The following is a 19,170-nucleotide window of genomic DNA, read 5'->3' as shown; positions in this document are numbered from 1 at the left end:
TGGATGGAGCTGGATCGGGCTTAGCCCGCGAGTCGCCGCGTGGACGGTGCGTAGACGAACCCCGAGAACAATCGGCGTGCGGTGCGTACCACCGAGGCTTGCAGTGTCTGGCCATCGGCACCGGAGCGCGACAGGGCGATGTCGATGGCCCCGCTTGGATGCTCCAGACGTACCTCACGCAGGGTCAGGGCCTGTTCACCGAGCAGGTCGCCGATCACTGTGCCGGGGCTGACACAGGCAGTGGCCAGTCCGATCGCACCGGTGATCGCCAGCGCCCGGTGGCAGCTGTGCGGCATGAAGTAGCGAACCTGCAGAGTGCCATCGAAGCGTGGTGCGGATACCACGACCGGCTTCGGGATCACCATGTTGCTTACATCTCCCAGGCCCATGGCCCGGCCGGCCTTCAGCCGCAGGGCTTCGAGGCGTTTGAGCAGCTTTGCATCGGCGTCCAGTTGAGCCGGGCTCTCGCTGCCCTCAAGCCCCAGGTGACGGGCGTCGACGATCATCATCGGCATGGCCATGTCGATACAGGTGACCGGTACGCCATCGATTACCTGCTGGGACTGGCCAGTGGGGAACAGGCTGCCGGTCTTGCTGCCGACGGCATCGAGGAATGTCAGGTGCACAGGGGCCGCAGTCCCAGGAACGCCGTCGATGGCGGTACGGCCCTCGTAGCGCACGATCCCGCCAGGCGTCTGTACCAGCGAGTTAACGAATGTGCCGGTATTGAGGTTGCGGATGCGGACCAGTGTCTGGCCGTCGCTGCCCTTGACCAGCCCTTGTTCGATGGCGAAGGGGCCGACCGCGCAAAGCATGTTGCCGCAGTTGGGTGCAGTATCGACACGGCGCTCGGCGACCATCACCTGCACGAACAGATAATCGACATCGGCATCGGCGTGCAGTGAGGGGCTGATGATCGCAACCTTACTGGTCTGCGGGCTGCCGCCGCCAATGCCATCGATTTCCAGTTCATGGCCCGAGCCCATCAGGGCGATCAGCATCTCGTCGCGCTCGACGATATTGGACGGCAAGTCCCAGGCATGGAAGAAGGGGCCCTTGGAGGTCCCGCCGCGCATCAGCACACAAGGAATTCGTTGCATGAAATCTAGCTCTTGTTGATCAATGGACATCATTGATGTGTATGGGACAAGAGTGACAGGGGTGGATAAATCAATCCAATGCAAATATCGTCGCTATTATTGCGTTATACAAATAAATTGTCGGCCAGTGTCTGAAAGAGAATCAGCATGGAATATGAGCTTCAAGACATACGATCTTTCGTGAAAATCGCCGAACTGGGCAGTTTCCACGAGGCAGCAGAGGTTTTGCACTTGTCGCAGCCAGCCTTGAGCCGCCGCATCAAGAAGCTTGAGGACGGCCTTGGGACACCCCTGCTCGAACGCACCACGCGGCGCGTCGGACTGACCAGTGTCGGGCGTGACTTTCTACCCAAGGCCCGGCGCCTGCTGGACGATTTCGAGGATTCGATCCTGAGCATTCGCGAGCTGGCCGAGCGCCAGACCGGGCAGGTAACTTTGGCCTGCATCCCCACCGCAGCGTTCTACTTCCTGCCCTCGGTCATTCGCCTCTACAACGAACAGTACCCCAAGATTCGCATTCGCCTGCTCGACCTCAGTGCGAACGACGGGCTCGAGGCGGTGCTGCGTGGCGAGGCCGATTTCGGGATCAACATGATGAGCGGGCAGCACCCGGACATCGAGTTCGTTCCACTGGTGCAGGAGCAGTTCGTGCTGGCCTGTCGGCGCGACCATGTGCTGGCTGGGCGCGTGTCGGTGAGCTGGACGGAACTGGCCGAGCACCGGCTGATCGGGGTAGGGCGGCTCAGCGGCAACCGCATGCTGCTCGACCACGCGCTGTCGGGATTGGGGCTGCGGCCAAAGTGGTTCTACGAGGTACAGCATCTGTCGACCTCGCTGGGCATGGTCGAGGCCGGGTTGGGGGTGTCGGCGATGCCGAGCCTGGCGATGCCGGCGGCGGATCACCCGACCCTGGTCAGCGTGCCGCTGATCGAGCCCGAGGTGACCCGCACGCTGGGCCTTGTGTATCGCCGCGGCGCTTCATTGTCGCCAGCGGCGGAGAAATTCGTCTCGATCCTGCTGGAGCAGTGGCCGAACGTGTGAGCCGCCCTGTAGACAGGGCGGGCTGTTGCGCCTCGGTCAGCGAATCGCCACCGGGTTGATGTTCACCTGGGTCGAGCCTTTGTAGAGCGGCTGGCCAAGCACGAACATGAACTCGAAGGCCTTGTCCTTGACCAGCGCTCGAGTGTCGATCAGCTCGAGGTTGTAGATCCCGCGCTTGGCCAGCATGAACTGGTTGACCGGGAACTCTTCGCCCGTGGGGTTCGGATACACCTCCGAGGCCCAGGTATCACCGCCGAAGGCGACGATGCCCTGGTCGGCCAGCCATTGCGCAGCCGGCAGGTCGATGCCGGGCTCGGTGGCGAGAAACTGTGCGTTATCCTTGCCGATCAATTCCAGCCAGCCGGTGTTGAACAGCACCACATCGCCTTTGCGCAGGGTGATGTGCTGCTTTTTCAGCACGGCCTGGATGTCGGCGACGGTGAACGCGGTGCCGCCGGGAACGATGGCCTGGCCGTAGTGTGCGGTCATGTCCAGCACCACGCCGCGGGTCACCATCGGCGGTGCCTTTTCGATCCCAAGCTTCGTCACGCCTTCGACCGTGACGAAATCGGCGGCCTTGTTGCCGTTGTAGTAGACGTTGTCGATGCCGATATGGCCGATGCCGTTGAGCTGGGTGCCGACGCCGGTCCAGCCATTGACCAGTTCATCGTTGAAGGTGAACTTGTTGCGACCGAGGGTCTGGCCGGCCTGTTCGCCGGGCTGGATGTTGTAGAGGTGGAAGCTGCGGTGGCGAAAGGCTGGCAGGTCCTTGCTCACCGGCACGGCAAGGGGGTAGGTCTTGCCGGTCTTGATCAACTCGGCGGCCTGCTTGACCACGTCGGGGGTGAGTAGGTTGGCCGCGCCGATTTCATCCTGCGCGCCATAAGGCGAGGCTTGCCAGTCGGCGGCCAGTGCACTGTGCGCAGTGGCGGCCAGTGCGGTGGCCAGGAGCAGGGGTTTGAACGCTTTCATGGAATCTCCGAGGTGTGAAATGCAGTCGGGAGATTCTCGGCAGCGGGCGGTCTGGGAAAAAGTAGCGGTCGGGACAATCACTTTTGTCTGTGGGTCAACAGGGTTGCCCATCGCGGGACAAGCCCGCTCCCACAGGAATTGAGCTGGCTTTTAGATTGATGGATCAGGCCCTTGCTCCGGCCATCACGGTGTCCAGCTACCTGAGAACACTCGACAATCACACCTCCAGACACCGCTGCAACGCCTCGATAAACACCCCCTCTGCCCGACTCAAGCGCTGCTCGCGGTTCCACAGCAGGTGGATATCCACGTCGGCAATCCCTTCATGCGGCGCCAGCTTCCATAGCAGCCCGGCCTGCACATCGGCGGCCACCACATGCTCGGGCAGGCACCCTATACCGAACCCTGCGATCACCAGCCGACGCACTTCTTCAAGGCTCGGGGAGGACGCGACGATCCTGCCGGAAAACCCTTGCTGGTCGCGGAAGATGGTCAATGGCGAGAGCATGCCGCCAATCTGGTCGCTGGTGAAACTGACGAAATTCTCCCGTTGCAGGTCGCCTTCCTGGGCGCCGAACAGCGCATGGTGCTTGCCGCAGAAGAAGGCATAGCGCTGGCGCAGGAACAGGCGTTGCTCCAGGCGCGGTTGAGCACGGCGGTTGAGGCTCAGGGCTGCGGTGGCGGTCTTTTCCTGCAGGGCGGCGACGATGTCGGAGCTGCGCATGACGTCGATTTCCAACTCCACCCGTGGGTGCTGGCGATGAAAGTCGGCGAGAAAGTCGTCGAAGCGCTCACTGACGATACGGCTGATCATCAGCAGGCGCACCTTGCCCACCACTTCGTCAGCAGGCTGCTCCAGCAGCCCACCGATCTGCGACATCTGCCCATACACCTCGCCTGCGAGCTGGAACAGTTGCTCGCCCGTTTCGGTAAGCACGAAGCGTGGGCCGCGGCGGGCGATGAGCTGGCGGCCGAGTTGTTCTTCCAGGCGCTTGAGCGCCTGGCTCACGGCAGGTTGCGTAAGGTGCAGGCGAGCGGCTGCGCGGCTGATGGAGAGTTCCTGGCCGATCACGCGGAAGGTGCGCAGCAGGTTCCAGTCGAGGCGGTCGTTGAGCAGGCGGTCGGACATGATGGGCTCGAATTATAAGCGTGTCTAATAGTTCGAATAATAAATAGAAAATTGACTAATCATAGCCCCAGGCCGATAAATCAAGGGCATGCAGGGGCCAGTAAAAGCGGGCTCGCCCGTGAAACGGCCACCCCTGCAGCAAGACCAAGCGCCAAAGAGCGCCACCGTGACCCTCAACTCCTGCCAGAACAACAAGCAAAGGAGCCACCCCCATGCAGCCTTCCGCTTCGCCCCAGCCACGTCGGGCCGCGGCCGCCGCGTTCATCGGCACCATGATCGAATGGTACGACTTCTACATCTACGCCACTGCCGCCGCGCTGGTGTTCGGTGCCTTGTTCTTTCCTTCCGACAACAGCCTGTTCAGCACCATGGCGGCCTTCGGCACCTTCGCCGTGGGCTTTTTCGCCCGGCCATTGGGCGGCATCGTGTTCGGCCATGTGGGTGACCGCATCGGGCGCAAGAAATCCCTGGTCATCACCCTGCTGATGATGGGCGTCGTCACCATCGGTATCGGCCTGCTGCCGACCTATGCACAGATCGGCGCCACCGCACCGGTGCTGCTGATCCTGCTGCGTATCGTCCAGGGCATCGCCGTGGGTGGCGAGTGGGGCGGGGCGGTGTTGATGGCAGGCGAGCATGCGCCCAAGGGCCGACGTACCTTTTTCGCATCGTTCGCCCAGCTGGGCAGCCCGGCCGGCTTGATCCTCTCGCTGCTGGCCTTTGGCGCCGTCACCCGCCTTCCGGAAGAAGACCTGATGAGCTGGGGCTGGCGCCTGCCGTTCCTGGCCAGTGCGTTGCTGCTGCTGGTGGGCCTGGCGATTCGCCTGGGGGTCAACGAGTCGCCGGAATTCATCGCCAGCCGCGAGCAGGCGCTCAAGGCCCAGCGCAAGGAGCAGGCGCCGGTGCTGGAGGTGCTGCGTACCGCCTGGCGTCCGCTGTTGCTGTGCATCGGTGCCAATACGCTGGGCATCGCCGGCGTCTACTTCACCAACACCTTCATGATCAGTTACACCACCCAGCAGCTGCACCTGGAGCGCGCGCTGATCCTTGAGTGCCTGTTCTTCGTGGCGATCATCCAGTTCTGCGTGCAGCCGGTTGCGGCCTGGCTGTCGGAGAAGCTCGGCGCCACCCGCTTCCTTGCCCTGATGGCGCTGCTGGCGATGGCTTCGCCCTACCCGATGTTCGTGCTGGTCAGCTCCGGGCAGGGGCCGCTGATCGTGCTCGGTATCGCCCTGGCGGCGGCTTGCATGGCGTCGTTCTACGCGGTGATTGCCGGCTTCGTCAGCGGCATGTTCCCGACGCGGGTGCGCTACACCGCGATTTCCCTGGCCTACCAGGTGTGCGGCGCCATCGCCGGTGGCCTGACGCCGTTGATCGGCACCTGGCTTGCCCATCAGTTCAGCGGCCACTGGTGGCCGATGGCGCTGTTCTACACCTTGATCGCCAGCATCTCGCTGGTCTGTGTACTGGCCCTGGCCCGCCAGTATGCCCACAGCCAGCGCCTCGAGCTGGCCTGAAATCCCGATTCGACTGGAGTACCCATGATGTTGAAAAGCAATGGCGAACGCCTGTGGGCGAGCCTGATGGCCATGGCCGAGGTCGGCGCTACCGCCCGTGGTGGCAGTTGCCGCCTGGCCTTGAGCGAGGACGACAAGGCCGGCCGCGAGCTGTTCGCCGGTTGGTGCCGCGAGGCTGGCTTGAGCCTGTCGGTGGATGCCATCGGCAACCTGTTCGCCCGGCGCCCCGGCCTCGACCCGCAAGCCGCGCCCGTGATGATGGGCAGCCACCTGGACACCCAGCCTGAAGGTGGGCGCTTCGATGGCGTGTATGGCGTGCTGGCCGGCCTGGAAGTGGTGCGACGCTTGAACGACCTCGGCATCCAGACCCGCAAACCCCTGGAAATCGCTGTGTGGACCAACGAGGAGGGCGCACGCTTCACACCGGCGATGTTCGGCTCGGCGGTGTTCACTGGCGTGCTCGACCTGCAGCAGGCCCTGGCGATCCACGATGCCGATGGCATCAGCGTCGCCGAGGCGCTGGCCTCCACTGGCTATGCGGGTGAGCGGCCATTGGGCGGGCCGGTGGACGCCTATTTCGAGGCGCACATCGAGCAGGGGCCGATCCTGGAAGACAATGCCAAGAGCATTGGCGTAGTGACGGGCGGTCAGGCGATTCGCTGGCTCGACGTGACGGTCCAGGGCATGGCCGCCCACGCGGGCACCACGCCGATGACCCTGCGCAAGGATGCGTTGTATGGCGCTGCGCGGATGATCCAGGCGGTGGAGCAACTGGCGGTCGACTTCGCCCCCGAAGGGCTGACCACGGTGGGCGAACTGTCCATCGCCAAAGCGTCGCGCAACACGATCCCAGGCGTGGTGCGCTTTACCGTGGACCTGCGCCATCACCGCGACGAAGCCATCGAGGCCATGGAACGTGGCCTGGGTGAGTTGCTGCAAGCTGTCGCCGCCCAGCGCGGGCTGCAGGTGAGCGTCACGCGGCACTGGGTCAGCCCGGCCACCCCGTTCGACGCCGAGTGTGTGGCGACGGTGCAGCACGCGGTCGATGCCCTCGGCCATACCCAGCAGCGGATCGTCAGTGGCGCCGGGCACGATGCGATTCTGCTGGCGCGCTACTGCCCGACAGCCATGATCTTCATCCCTTGCGTGGGCGGCCTGAGCCACAACGAAGCCGAAGACGTGCTGCCCGACGACGCCCGTAACGGCGCCGATGTATTGCTCAACGCCGTGCTGGCCCGTGCCGGCCGTGTCGAACCAGGAGAGGCCTGATGCGCTGCTATTTCCACCCCGAACAACTGCTGCACCATCCGCGCAGCTACTACTCCCGTGGTGCCATGCGCACCCCCCAGGAAGTCCCTGAGCGCGCTCAGCGCCTGCTGCAAGCGGCCCGCGACCTGGACATGGACATCCGCCAACCGCAGGATGCCGGCCTGGCGCCGCTCGCTGCGGTGCATGGCGAGGCCTACCTGGCCTTCCTTCAGGAGGCTCACGCGCGCTGGAAAGAAGTGCCCGAGGATTGGGGCGATGAAGTGATGTCGAACATCTTCGTGCGCGAACCCAACGCCTTGCGCGGCATCCTGGCCCAGGCCGCGCGGTACCTGGCCGATGGCAGTTGCCCGGTGGGCGAGCAGACCTGGCGCTCGGCCTACTGGTCGGCGCAGAGTGCGGTTGCCGGGGCACGGGCGATTCTCGACGGTGAGCGTGCGGCCTACGCGCTGTGCCGACCGCCAGGGCACCACGCACGCGTCGAGGCTGCAGGCGGTTTCTGCTACCTCAACAATGCGGCCGTCGCCGCCCAGGTATTGCGCGAGCGTTACCACAAGGTCGCAGTGCTGGACACCGACATGCACCACGGCCAGGGCATCCAGGAGATCTTCTACGCGCGCAACGACGTGCTGTATGTCTCGGTGCACGGTGATCCCACAAACTTCTACCCGGGCGTGGCCGGCTTTGCCGACGAGCGCGGCACGGGCGAGGGCGAGGGTTACAACCTGAACCTGCCGATGGCCCATGGCGCGAGCGAAGGGGACTTTATGGCGCAACTGGGCATTGCCCTGGATGCGGTGAAGGATTTCGATGCCGAGGTGCTGGTGCTGTCGCTCGGCTTCGATATCTACGAACTCGACCCGCAGAGCAAGGTGGCGGTCACGACCCAGGGCTTCGCCACGCTCGGCGAGCGGATTCGCGAGCTGGGGCTGCCGTGCCTGATCGTGCAGGAGGGCGGCTATCACCTGCAGAGCCTGGAAGCGAATGCCCAGGCGTTCTTCGCTCAAACGAGTGACTGGCGTTGATATTGGCATCCAAATGGATTGTTTTGCCGCGTAAAGTCGCCTTTTTGCTCGCCAAAACCGGGCAAGCTGCTGTGCAGCTCGCCCGGTTGGCCTTTGCCGCTCAGGCCGAGCGGCGTTGAGTCTCGGCCATGGCCGGGGCCGTTTGCCCGGCCGATTCGAGAATCAGGTCTGCACCTTTTTCTGCCACCATCATCACTGCCGCGTTGGTATTGCCTGAGGTCACATTGGGGAATACCGAGGCATCGACGATGCGCAGCCCCTCCAGCCCATGCACTGCCAATCGCGCATCCACCACGCTGGTCGACGGGTCGTTGCCCATCGCGCAACTGCCGCACAGGTGATAGATCGATCCGCAGTTCTCGCGAAAGTACTGCAGCATGCTCGCGTCGTCGTCCACCGCCGGGCCCGGCAGCACTTCCTCGACCGTGATCGCGCGCAGCGCCGGGGCCTGCATGATCGAGCGCATCAGACGGCTGCCCTGGATGGCCTCGTCGATGTCTTTCTGCGTGCTCAGGTAGTTCGGATCGATCAGCGCAGGCTCACGCGGATCGCGCGAGGCGATGCGGACTTCGCCGCGGCTGGTCGGTCGGCAGGGGTTGAAGCACAGCAGGAAGCCCGAGTAAGGCTCCGGCTGCAAACTGGCCTTGTTGTTCTTGGGAATCTGGTACGACAGCGGGTTGAAGTACAGCTGCAGGTTCGGGTGCGCCTGTTGGGCATCGCTGCGGAAGAACCCGCCGGACTGGTTGACGCTCAGCGCCAGCGGCCCCTTGCGGGTCAGCAGGTATTGCAGGCCGAGCTTGAGCTTGCCCAACAGCGAGCCGAACACATCGTTCAGGGTCGGGATATTGGCCTTGTAGTAGTAGCTCACGCACAGGTGGTCCTGCAGGTTCTTGCCCACGGCCGGCAGGTGGTGGCGGGTGTCGATGCCGTGCCGGTCGAGCAGGGCGCGGTCACCGATGCCGGACAGTTGCAGGATCTTGGGCGTGTCCACCGCACCTGCCGCCAGGATTACCTCGCGGCGGGCACGAAACTCGCGCGCTACGCCGTTTTGCGAAATGCGGACGCCGACCGCGCGCTTGCCCTCGAGCAACACCTGTTCGACCAAGGCGTGATGCTCGATGTGCAGGTTCGGGCGCCCCAGCGCCGGGTGCAGGTAGGCGAAGCTGCTGGAGCTGCGTTGGCCGTCACGCACGTTGACGTCGTAGATGCCGGCGCCTTCGAAGTGCTTGCCGTTGAAGTCTTCGCTGCGCGGGTAGCCCAGTTGCTCGCAGCCTTCGAGAAACACATCGCAGATCGGATGGGCCTGGCCCTTCATCGGGGTGATGCCGATCGGCCCGCTGGCACCGTGGTATTCGCTGGCCCCAGCCGGGTGCGATTCGAGCTTGCGAAAATACGGCAGCACGTCCTTGAACGACCAGCCCTTGGCGCCATTGGCGGCCCAGTCATCGAAATCATGAGCCTGGCCGCGTACGTAGATCATCGCGTTGATCGAACCGGAACCCCCTTGCACCTTGCCGCGCGGCGCATACAGGTTGCGCCCGGCCAGATGGGCCTGGGGCTGGGTGTAGTACATCCAGTTGAAGGTGGGGTTGTAGTAGAGCTTGGCGAAGCCCACCGGCAGCTTGAACCATGGCGAGCTGTCCTTGCCGCCGGCTTCGAGCAGCAGCACGCTGTGGCGCCCCGACTCGCTCAGGCGCGCGGCGAGGATGCAGCCAGCCGAGCCTGCGCCGGCGATGATGTAGTCAAAATCGTTCATTTATCGCTAACCCTGTGAATAGAGGGCCGCCCCGAGGCCGGGGCGGCTTGACGCTCAACCTTTGGCCGGCGAGACGTCCTTGACGTCGACCGGATGCGGCGCCATCTGCAGGTGCAGGCGCTCGCCTTGGTAGCCCGAGTGACGGCGTACCACGTCCATGTCCAGCTCGACCCCGAGGCCCGGCTCGCGGGACGGGATGATGTAGCCGTCTTCCCATTGCAGGGGCTTCTTGAGGATTTCGGCGTGGAAGCCACCCCAGGTGCCGATGCTTTCCTGGATCAGGAAGTTCGGTGTGCAGGCCGCCAGCTGGAAGCTCGCCGCCGCGCCGATCGGGCCGTTGTAGAGGTGCGGGGCGATCTGCGCGTAGTAGGCCTCGGCCATGCTGGCGATCTTCTTGCCTTCGAGCAGGCCGCCGCAGCGTCCGACGTTCATTTGCAGGATCGACGCACCGCCCGCCTGCAGCAGCTTGAAGAACTCGTACTTGGTGGTCAGCCGCTCGCCGGTGGCAATCGGAATGCTGGTCTTGGCCGCGACCTGGGCCATGGCTTCTTCCTGGCCCGGTGGGATCGGCTCTTCGAACCACAGCGGATCGTATTTTTCCAGGCGCTTGGCCAGGCGGATCGCCGACGACGGCACCATCTGCCCGTGGGTGCCGAACAGCAGGTCGCAACGGTTGCCCACCGCTTCACGGATGCGCTTGCAGAAGGTTTCGCAGCGCTCCAGCACCTCCAGCGACAGCTGATGGCCGGAGAACGCGGTGTAGGGGCCGGCCGGATCGAACTTCAGCGCGGTGAAGCCCAGTTGCATGTTCTGCACGGCGCACTCGGCGGCCAGGTCTGGGTCGCTGTAGTCGTACTCGCCCTGGGCGTTGACGGGGTAGAGGTAGGTGTAGGAGCGCAGGCGCTCGTGCACCTGGCCGCCGAGCAGCTCGTAGACCGGCTTGTTCGCGGCCTTGCCGATGATGTCCCAGCAGGCCATTTCCAGGCCGCTGACCACGCCCATCATGGTCAGGTCCGGGCGCTGGGTGAAACCGCTGGAGTAGGCGCGGCGGAAGAAGCGCTCGATATGGTGCGGGTCCTGGTCGAGCAGGTAGCGCTCGAACACATCCTCGATGACCGGCACCATGGCGCGCGGATGGAAGGTCGCGGCGTAGATCTCGCCGACGCCCTCGATGCCGCAGTCGGTCTTGAGGGTGACGAACAGCCAGTACATGCCGCCGACATGCGGCGGTGGCACGGCCACCACGTGGGTTTGCAGGGATACGATCTTCATGCTTTGCCCGCCTTGGACTTGATGCGTTTGTTCAGGATGAGGGTGGCGACAACGCCGAGCAGGCCCATCACCACGACGTAAGAGAAGTAGATCTGGTAGCCGAGGAAGCCTGGGAAGTGATCGATGATCCAGCCGTTGAGCAGGGGCAGGAACACGTCAGGCGAGTAGCCGACCAGAGAGATGATGCCGATCGCCAGGCCCGTGACCCGCAGTGGCACCTGGCAGTCGTCGAGGATGGCCCAGTACAGGCCGCGGATGGCGTAGGTCATCAGGCCGATGAAGATCACCAGGAACACCAGCACGCCCAGCACCCGCAGGCTCGGCAGCACGATCAGGCCGATCATGCCGAAGGCGGCGAGGACCATGGCCCAGGCCAGTACGCCGGTCTTGGAGAAGCGGTCACCCAACCAGCCGCCGCCGATGCCGCCCAGCGGGCGCATCCACAGCTTGATGGTGGTGATCAGGCCGGCTGCGGTGGCGCTGAGTCCGAAGCCACCCTCCTGCAGGTAGGCCGAGAAGCTGTAGGTGGCCCAGAAGAAGTGGTAGCCGCAGAACACGATCGCAGTGACCAGCCACAGTTCAGGGATCGCCATCAGGGTGCGCAGGTCGTGCAGCAGGTTGGCCTTTTCGCGGGCCTGCTGGGCGCTGCTCTTGACCTGCGGGTCGCGCACCAGCATCAGCGCCAGGCCCAGGATCACGCAGCAGGCAGCGTAGAAGTGGATGACCCGAGTCAGGCCCACGGCGCTGCCACCGGCACTGTCGGCGACCTGGGCGAACAGGGCGATGGCGATGGTCGCCAGCAGCGCCTCGACCAGGCCACGGCCGCCATCGAGCACGCCGAAGAAGCGGCCTTGTTCGCTGTCACCCGCGATCATCTTGACCCGCTTGATCAGCGAGGCCCAGAAGGTCAGGCCGGTGGTGATGCCAAAGCCGCAGAAGATCGCCAGCAGTGCTTCGAAGCCTGGCAACTGGGCGTACCAGACGCCGAGCAGGCCGGTGCCGACCAGCGAGAAGCTGATCAGGAAACGCGGTGAAATGCGGTCGGCGAGCCAGCCGCTGGGCAGGTAGCTGACCAGGAAGGCGGTGCCGAGGATCGAGTACAGGTAGCCCAGCTCGCTGTTGCTGATCGACAGCGCCTCGAGCATGGTGCTCTGGTACACCTGGCGCAGGTACAGCATCGGGTAGATGGCGCCAGCGGCCAGCACCAGCAGGGCCAGTTGCAGGTAGCGTGAGAAGTTGGCAGAAGTGCTGGGCACGCTGAGCGCCTCGGGGTTTATTGTTTTTTTCATTGTTGTTCTCGTGGGCGGATCTGTCGTCGGGGTTGTCGCAGGGCAGTGGAGCAGGGCACGCAGGCAGCGTGCCCTGCGCGGGTCAGTACTTGAGGACCACCAGGCGGGTCTGGGTGAATTCGAGCATGCCGTGCTTGCCGTCATCGCCGCCCAACCCCGAGCGTTTCCAGCCGGCGTGGTAGCCCTGGTACGGATCGGCAGGCGTGCGGTTGACGTACAGCTCGCCAGCCTCGATGGCGTTGGCCAGCTTCATGGCGCTGCGGTAGTTCTCGCTGTAGAGCACCGACGACAGCCCGAACTGGTGGTCGTTGGCCATGGCCAGGGCCTCGTCGAGGGTGTCGTAGGCCAGTACCGGCAGCACCGGGCCGAAGGTCTCTTCCTGGACGATTTCCATGTCCTGGCGGCAAGCGCTGAGCAGGGTCGCGGGGTAGAAATTGCCTGGGCCCTCGGGCAGGTAGCCGCCGGTTTCGATACGGGCCCCGGCCGCCACGGCGCGCTGCACCTTGGCGTGGATCTCCTCGCGCGAGCCTGCACTGATCAGCGGGCCCATGCAGGCGGCATCCTCGGCGCGGTTGCCGATGCGCACGGCGGCGAACTTGTCGCGCAGCAGGTCAAGGAAGCGCTGGTGCACGCTGGCCTGCACATAGACGCGCTCGATGGCGGTGCACAGTTGGCCGCAGTGGGTGGTCTTGGAGGCGACGATGGCGGCGGCAGCGGCCTCCAGGTCGGCATCGGCCTCGATGATGGCCGGGGTCTTGCCGCCCAGCTCCAGCGAGGGCTTGGCGATGTTGGCCTTGCAGTATTCGAGCACCGTGCGCCCGGCGCGCACGCTGCCGGTGAGGGTGATCATGCCGACCGCCGGCTGGGTGCAGAGGGTGGCGGCGACATCGTGCTGCATGGCCAGGATGTTGATCACCCCGTCGGGCAGTTGTGCCTGTTGCACGGCGCGGGCGATGGCGAAGGCCGACAGCGGGGTGTTGTTGCTTGGGCGCACGACGACGGTGTTACCGGCGATCAGCGCCGGGGCAACCTTGCGCAGCAAGGTGTAGACCGGGTAGTTGAACGGGATCAGGCAGGCGACCACGCCGATGGCTTCGCGCTTGAGCAGGAGGGTTTCGTCGCGGGTGTCGCTAGGGATCACTTCGCCTTCGATGCGGCGTGCCCATTCGGCGTGGTAACGGGTGATCTCGGCGGCGTACAGCGCCTCGTTGCGGGCTTCGCCGGGGGCCTTGCCGGATTCGCAGGCCAGCGCTGCACCGATGTCGTCGGCGCAGGCTTCGAGGGCATCGGCCAGGCGGCGCAGGTGCTGGGCACGCTCGATCGAGGGCAGGGCAGCCCAGCTGCGCTGGGCGCGGCTGGCGGCTTCGACGGCCTGGATCGCCTGGGCAAGGCTGGCGGCGCTGACGCTGCCGACCTGCACGTCGGTGGCCGGGTCGAACACGCTCAGGGCGGGTTGCTCGGGGGCGACGACGAAGCGACCGTCGATGAAGTTGTGCTCTGTACGCATGAAATTGTCCGCTTGCGGGGTGAACGGGCCCACAAGGGGCTGGCGAGCGGGCACGGGGCGGCGCTGGCGCAGCGGTTTTTCTTGTGGGTTATGGCGAACAATTTGTCGCAGGCAGGGACGGGGAACAAACGATTAATGCGTGGGGGTAATGTGCTTAAAACGCATGTTACTTGAGCTGTAGTGGGGACTGCTTCGTGGGCAAGCGGGGCGCCGAACCGCCACTCCTGCGGGTACCCCAACGACTCTGAAATCGGCGCGGTACCTGTGGGCACCTGTCTTGCTCAAAAATCCAAGGCCAGCCCAATCCCTGTGGGAGCGGGCTTGTCCCGCGATCACCGGCGTAGCCGGTGCCATGCTCCGCGGTGTTCTTTTCGCGGGTAAACGCGATCCCACAGGGATTGGGCAGGCCTCAGATTTTTGAGCAAGACAGTTGCTCAACAGGTAACTGGAGCAGTATTCAGAAGTTGCGGGGCTGTTGGAGGCGGTTCGGCGCCGCGACTTGCCCCGCGATGGCGGCGGCGCCTATTCGCAGACCGCCACCTCCGATGGCCCACCCAGGTTGCGCTCGGCCAGCCACACTTCCTGCATCAGCCACTCGCGAAACTGCTCCACATGCGCGGGCAGTTGCTGGTCCGGTCGGGTCACGAACCAGTACGACTGGTGGCCGTCGACCTGCACATCCAGCACCTGCACCAGTTGCCCGGCAGCCAGCTCCCTGGCGACCATCTGCCGGTCGGCGATGGTGATGCCGAGCCCGTCGATGGCGGCGCGGATGGCCATGTCCAGCAGGTCGAATTCATAGCCGCCACGCAGGTCCACGCCCTGGATCCTGGCGGCGTCCAGCCAGTGGCGCCAGGTCAGGAAGCGTTGGTCCTCGCGGGCCAGGACATGCAGCAAGGTCATGTGATGCAGGTCGACCCGGCGCTCCTCCTGCTGTGCCAGCAGCGAGGGCGAGCACACCGCGATGTGCCGTTCGTGCATCAGCAGCGAACTGTCCAGGCCGTCCCATTCGCCATTGCCGAAACGGATCGCGCAGTCGAGCGTGGCGATTTCCGCGAGGTTGTCCTGCAGCTGGGTCGTCAGCGTCACCTCCAGGCCCGGACACGCCTCACGCAGGCGCCCAAGGCGCGGCAGCAGCCAGCGGCTGGCAAAGGTTGGCGGGGCGTTGAGGCGGATGCGCGTGGGGTGCTGGCGTTGCTGGATGCCGCGTACGGTGAGCTCGATGCGGTCGAACGATTGCTGCAGTGCATTGAGCAGCGTACGCCCGGCGTCGGTGAGCTGCAGGTGATGGTGGCGGCGCTGCAACAGCGATTCGCCAAGCTGCTCTTCAAGCTGACGCACCTGGCGGCTGACCGCGCTCTGGGTGACATTGAGCAGTTCGGCGGCGCGGGTGAAGCTGCCGGTGCTGCCGGCCACCTCGAAGGCTTTGAGGGCGTTGAGTGCCGGGATCTTGCGTTTCACTCGCCGGGTCTCCTGGTGGGAGTGGGGCCGCACAGCGGCCCGGGGTTTCAGAAGTAATAGCCGATGTTCATGTACAGCTGGTTCTCCCAATGGTCGGTGCCGCCCTGGGCGAGGCTTTCGGTGTAGCTGCTGCCGCCGATGTACGGGTCGTTGCGTCCGTTGAGCCACTCCACCGCGATGTAGAAGCTGCGCACCGAGAACGAGGTGCCGAGGATGAAGCGTTCGGAGCTGTCGAAGCCGCTGGCGGACTTGTCGAAGCGGCTGTAGTTGCCATACAGCGTGACTCCGCTGACCCAGTCGCCGAGAAAGGTGCCGGGCACGCTGTAGCTGAGGTCGCCGACGTACAGGTTACCGCGACTGGCGACGTTGTAGGTGCCGTCGTAGCCACCGAAGGTCACTCGCTCGCTGTTGTCCGGGTTGCGTGGCGACATCTGCTGGCGCGCGGCAAGCATCTGCACCCCCCAGGGGCCGTTCTTGCCCAGGTAGTGCACGCCGATCACATTGCGCCGGCCGTCGTCGTGGGTGTCGCGGTTTTCCAGGCGCGAGGTCAGGCCCGAGATGCCGGCCTCCGATTGCCAGTCGCCGAGCTTGAACGAGCGCGCCAGGCGCGCCACGGCGAGCTGGCGCTCCTGGTTGCGGCTGCCGTTGGCGACATAGTCGTCGGCCGAGGTCACCACGCTGGAGTAGGTGGTGCCGTTGCTGGTGCCGCGGCCAGGCCAGGCGGGGCGTCCGTAGAGACCCAGTTGCAGGTTCCAGTCGCCTTGCTGGTGGATGTACTTGGCGCCCACCGCCTCGACGTCCTCCAGGCCAATCACGTTGCCGAGGGTCTCGTAGAAGGTGCTGCCGAAGTACGGCTGCAGGCCGAAGGGGATCTTGTTCAGGCCGACCTGGACCTGGCGGTTCTCGTCGAACTTGTAGCCGACCCAGGCGTACTCGGCGAACTGGATGTCGCCGATTTTGTCGGTGTACTGGTAGGGGTAGGCCTTGCCATAGAAGCGGTAGCGCACGGCGCCGATCCAGCTGTCCGAATCGTAGTTGGCGCGCAGCATGATGGTGTCCAGGCCGGCCTTGTCGATCTTGCGGTCGGGGTCGTGGTCGAAGCGTGCGCGGATCGCACCGCCGACGTCGAGGTTCTCGGTGATCGGCACGGCGTGGGCGGCGGCGCTGAGGGTCAGCAGGGCGGGAAGCAGGGTGTGACGCAACGGAAGTGCGGGCATGGGTGGAGGCACCTTTGGTGGTTTCTTGTCGTTATTGGGGCCGCTGTGCAGCCCAATCGCGGGGCAAGTCGCAGCGGCGAACCGCCCCTCCCACAGATACAGCGGTGCGCTTAGGAACGGCGCGGTACATGTGGGAGCGGGCTTGTCCCGCGATTGGGGCGACCCTATCCAACCCCCGTGCCCCGGCACAAACGAGCATTACGCAGCGGTAACCCGAGAAAAACGCATGTTTGCAGGCAGTCGCACGCCTGTAGAATCGCCCTACAAAAACAACGATCAGCAGAGCCCCACCATGCGCACCCTGCCGCCTTTGAACATGCTCAAGGTCTTCGAGGAAGTTGCCCGCCACCGCAGCTTCAATCGCGCCGCCGATGCGCTGAACGTCACCCAGGGCGCCATCAGCCGACAGATCAAGCAGCTGGAGGATTACCTGGGCGTGGTGCTGTTCGTTCGGGGGCCGCGCGGCTTGACCCTGACCGACGCCGGCAACGCCCTGGCCCCGCACCTGGGCGAGGCCTTCGATCGCATCGAGCGGGCACTGGAGGCGGTGCGCGTGCCCAATCTGCGCCAGCGTCTGCGCATCCTCGCGCCACCGACCTGGGCCACCCGCTGGCTGTCGCCACGCCTGCGCGGTTTCATGCAGCGCTACCCGGACATCAGCCTCAGCGTCACCAGCCAGCGTGACGACGAACACCCCGGCGAGCTCGATTGCCGCATCCTGTTCAGCCGCGAAGGCGAGGGCACGGGCAATCGCCGTTTGCTGGTGATGGAACGGCACATCGCCGTGGCCAGCCCCGAGCTGTTCCAGGACGGCAGCGAGCCGTGCCTGCGCGATCACCCGCTGCTGCACATTCTCCATGAAGGCCGCCGCCTGCGGGTGTGGGAGAACTGGCTGGCGGCCACCGGGCGCAGCGATGTCGATGCCGACAGCGGTATCGAGTTCAGCACCCTGGACCAGGTGATCCATACCGCGCTGGCCGGCGGCGGCCTGGCGGTGATCGACCGGCAGATGATCGAGCGCGAACTGGCCAGCGGCAGCCTTGTGCCGATCACCCCGGTGGAGGTGATCGGGCCTTATGGCTACTGGCTGGAGGTGCCGGGCGACAAGCGCGGGTTGTCCAAGGTGGAGCGCTTTGCCGATTGGCTGGCAGTGGTGAGCAATCCTTGAGACTGCGGCGTCCGATCAGACCGACGCCACCTTGCCCGCAGGCGCCGGGTTCTCCTCGCCGCGACAGGCCTCGGCCAACGACAGGCTCTTGGTCTCCGGTGCCCAGGCCATCGACACCAGCGCCCCGAACAGCAGGATCCCGGCGAGGATCGCCATGGTCGGGTTCAGGCCGATCCCAGCCACGCTCACCGGTAGCAGGAAGGTACTGATCGCCGATCCCAGCCGGCTTGCGGCGGTGGCCAAGCCGATGCCGCTGGCGCGCACTTCGGTGGGGAAGCTCTCGGCGGGGTACACCCCGACCAGGTTGCTCACCGCCGACAGCACCAGGGTGAACAGCCCGAACAGCGCCACCATCGCCCAGGCCATGCTGCTCGGCATCAGCACCAGCAGGAACAGCGCCGCCGCCAGGATCAGGAAGCTGTTGATCAAAAAGCCTCGGCGGCTGAACTTGATGGTGCACCAGATCCCCAGCAGCGCGCCGATGATCAGCAGGGCATTGAGCATCATCTCGGTGCCGAAGCCTTCGGCCAGCCCCATCTTCTGCAGGATCGCCGGCAGGAAGGTGTAGATGGCGAAGTAAGGCATGACGATGCAGATGAAGAACAGGCAGTTGAACGCTGTGCGCTTGCGGTACTCACGGCTGAACAGCGCGGCGAAACCGCTGTGGCTGGGGCGGGCGATTTCGTCGTCGAGCACCACGTTGGCACCCAGGTGCTTGCGCACGATCGCCCGGGCTTCCTCGGCGCGGCCCTGGTGCATCAGCCAGCGTGGCGATTCCGGCGTGCCGATGCGGGCGATGAGGATCATGGCTGCCGGAATGGCCGAGGACGCCAGCATCCAGCGCCAGGCGTCGTCGCCCAGCGGCAGCAGGGCGGTGCCGACGAAGGTCGCGGCGACATAGCCGAAGGTCCAGATCACGCTGAACGAGCCCAGCAGCACGCCACGGTGCTTGCGTGGCGAGAACTCGGCGAGCATGGCGTGGCCGACGCTGAAGTCGCCGCCAAGCCCGATGCCGATCAATACCCTGCAGAGGAACAGTTGCGTCGCCGTCTCGACGAAGAACTGCATCACCGAGGCGAGGGTGATCAGCACGAAACTGATCAGGAAAATTTTCTGCCGCCCCAATCGGTCGGAGATCCAGCCGAAGAACAGGCTGCCCAGAAACAGCCCGAGCAGCGCCGAGGCGCCGATCAGTCCTTGCCAGAAAGGGCTCAACTGCATCTGCGGATTGATCAGGGTAAAGGCGATGCCGATCAGGCCGAGGATATAGCCGTCGGTGAAATGCGCGCCGAAGGTCAGACCGGCGATCTTGATATGAAAACGTCCGATCGGCAGGTCGTCGATCTTGATTGTCTGTCCCGTCATGTTGACACCTCGTTGTTATTGTTTGGGTCAGGGGCGTTGCTCTGAGTCGCGCGCGATACGTGTAGACGCGGCACAAGGCCGCGTC

Annotated in this window: 15 protein-coding genes; 5 read left to right on the top strand and 10 right to left on the bottom strand. The window is 64.8% G+C overall.

What is annotated here, in order from left to right; translation table 11 throughout:
- Positions 1 to 20 precede the first annotated feature (20 nt).
- Entirely contained in the window at positions 21 to 1,100 is a 1,080-nt protein-coding gene (locus AB688_RS16455; RefSeq protein ID WP_081255247.1) for a 4-oxalomesaconate tautomerase, read from the bottom strand.
- A 147-nt stretch (positions 1,101 to 1,247) separates the two neighbouring features.
- Between AB688_RS16455 and AB688_RS16450 the strand changes: the two genes are divergently transcribed.
- Positions 1,248 to 2,141: a LysR family transcriptional regulator gene (locus AB688_RS16450; RefSeq protein ID WP_054891435.1), complete on the top strand. Its 894-nt coding sequence runs from the start codon at positions 1,248 to 1,250 to the stop codon at positions 2,139 to 2,141.
- Between the two features lie 36 nt (positions 2,142 to 2,177).
- Here AB688_RS16450 and AB688_RS16445 read toward each other — a convergent pair whose 3' ends face one another.
- Together AB688_RS16445 and AB688_RS16440 are read right to left on the bottom strand one after the other, a co-directional pair.
- A complete protein-coding gene (locus AB688_RS16445; RefSeq protein WP_063545152.1) occupies positions 2,178 to 3,113 on the bottom strand; it encodes a cyclase family protein in 936 nt (311 codons plus the stop codon).
- 217 nt (positions 3,114 to 3,330) lie between these two features.
- Positions 3,331 to 4,242 carry a LysR family transcriptional regulator gene (locus AB688_RS16440; RefSeq protein WP_063545151.1) on the bottom strand — a complete coding sequence of 304 codons (912 nt, stop codon included), beginning with the start codon at positions 4,240 to 4,242 and terminating at the stop codon, positions 3,331 to 3,333.
- 212 nt (positions 4,243 to 4,454) lie between these two features.
- Between AB688_RS16440 and AB688_RS16435 the strand changes: the two genes are divergently transcribed.
- The 3 genes from AB688_RS16435 to AB688_RS16425 are packed head-to-tail and all read left to right on the top strand — an operon-like array spanning position 4,455 to position 8,050.
- The gene (locus AB688_RS16435; protein ID WP_054895603.1) at positions 4,455 to 5,759 is read left to right on the top strand and encodes an MFS transporter; all 1,305 of its coding nucleotides are present in this window, start codon (positions 4,455 to 4,457) and stop codon (positions 5,757 to 5,759) included.
- Positions 5,760 to 5,786: 27 nt separating this feature from the next.
- Positions 5,787 to 7,028: a Zn-dependent hydrolase gene (locus tag AB688_RS16430; protein ID WP_063546757.1), complete on the top strand. Its 1,242-nt coding sequence runs from the start codon at positions 5,787 to 5,789 to the stop codon at positions 7,026 to 7,028.
- Positions 7,028 to 8,050, top strand: coding sequence for a histone deacetylase family protein (locus AB688_RS16425; protein WP_063545150.1), 1,023 nt, complete (start codon positions 7,028 to 7,030; stop codon positions 8,048 to 8,050). Before AB688_RS16430 ends, AB688_RS16425 begins: the two co-directional genes overlap by 1 nt.
- Positions 8,051 to 8,150: 100 nt before the next feature.
- Here the strand turns inward: AB688_RS16425 and AB688_RS16420 are convergent, their stop codons facing one another.
- From AB688_RS16420 to AB688_RS16395, 6 genes are all read right to left on the bottom strand, one after another.
- On the bottom strand, positions 8,151 to 9,806 hold the full coding sequence (locus AB688_RS16420; protein WP_063545149.1) for a GMC family oxidoreductase: 1,656 nt from the start codon (positions 9,804 to 9,806) through the stop codon (positions 8,151 to 8,153).
- Between the two features lie 54 nt (positions 9,807 to 9,860).
- Positions 9,861 to 11,078, bottom strand: a complete 1,218-nt coding sequence (locus tag AB688_RS16415) for a mandelate racemase/muconate lactonizing enzyme family protein (protein WP_063545148.1) — start codon at positions 11,076 to 11,078, stop codon at positions 9,861 to 9,863.
- On the bottom strand, positions 11,075 to 12,367 hold the full coding sequence (locus AB688_RS16410; protein ID WP_063545147.1) for an MFS transporter: 1,293 nt from the start codon (positions 12,365 to 12,367) through the stop codon (positions 11,075 to 11,077). Before AB688_RS16410 ends, AB688_RS16415 begins: the two co-directional genes overlap by 4 nt.
- Before the next feature lie 82 nt (positions 12,368 to 12,449).
- Positions 12,450 to 13,874, bottom strand: a complete 1,425-nt coding sequence (aldA, locus tag AB688_RS16405) for an aldehyde dehydrogenase (protein ID WP_063545146.1) — start codon at positions 13,872 to 13,874, stop codon at positions 12,450 to 12,452.
- A gap of 522 nt (positions 13,875 to 14,396) precedes the next feature.
- Positions 14,397 to 15,335, bottom strand: coding sequence for a LysR substrate-binding domain-containing protein (locus tag AB688_RS16400; protein ID WP_063545145.1), 939 nt, complete (start codon positions 15,333 to 15,335; stop codon positions 14,397 to 14,399).
- A gap of 47 nt (positions 15,336 to 15,382) precedes the next feature.
- Positions 15,383 to 16,552 (bottom strand): porin, encoded by a 1,170-nt coding sequence (locus tag AB688_RS16395; protein ID WP_063545144.1) that lies wholly within the window; start codon positions 16,550 to 16,552, stop codon positions 15,383 to 15,385.
- 292 nt (positions 16,553 to 16,844) lie between these two features.
- On the opposite strand from AB688_RS16395, the gene AB688_RS16390 reads away from it, so the two are divergent.
- Positions 16,845 to 17,720, top strand: coding sequence for a LysR substrate-binding domain-containing protein (locus AB688_RS16390; protein WP_063546755.1), 876 nt, complete (start codon positions 16,845 to 16,847; stop codon positions 17,718 to 17,720).
- Between the two features lie 15 nt (positions 17,721 to 17,735).
- Here AB688_RS16390 and AB688_RS16385 read toward each other — a convergent pair whose 3' ends face one another.
- Positions 17,736 to 19,085: an MFS transporter gene (locus AB688_RS16385; RefSeq protein ID WP_063545143.1), complete on the bottom strand. Its 1,350-nt coding sequence runs from the start codon at positions 19,083 to 19,085 to the stop codon at positions 17,736 to 17,738.
- Between the last annotated feature and the right edge of the window lie 85 nt (positions 19,086 to 19,170).

It is taken from the genome of Pseudomonas putida (assembly GCF_001636055.1).
In the GTDB taxonomy this organism is placed as follows: domain Bacteria; phylum Pseudomonadota; class Gammaproteobacteria; order Pseudomonadales; family Pseudomonadaceae; genus Aquipseudomonas; species Aquipseudomonas machongensis.
This window is presented reverse-complemented; position numbering and strand designations above follow the sequence as displayed.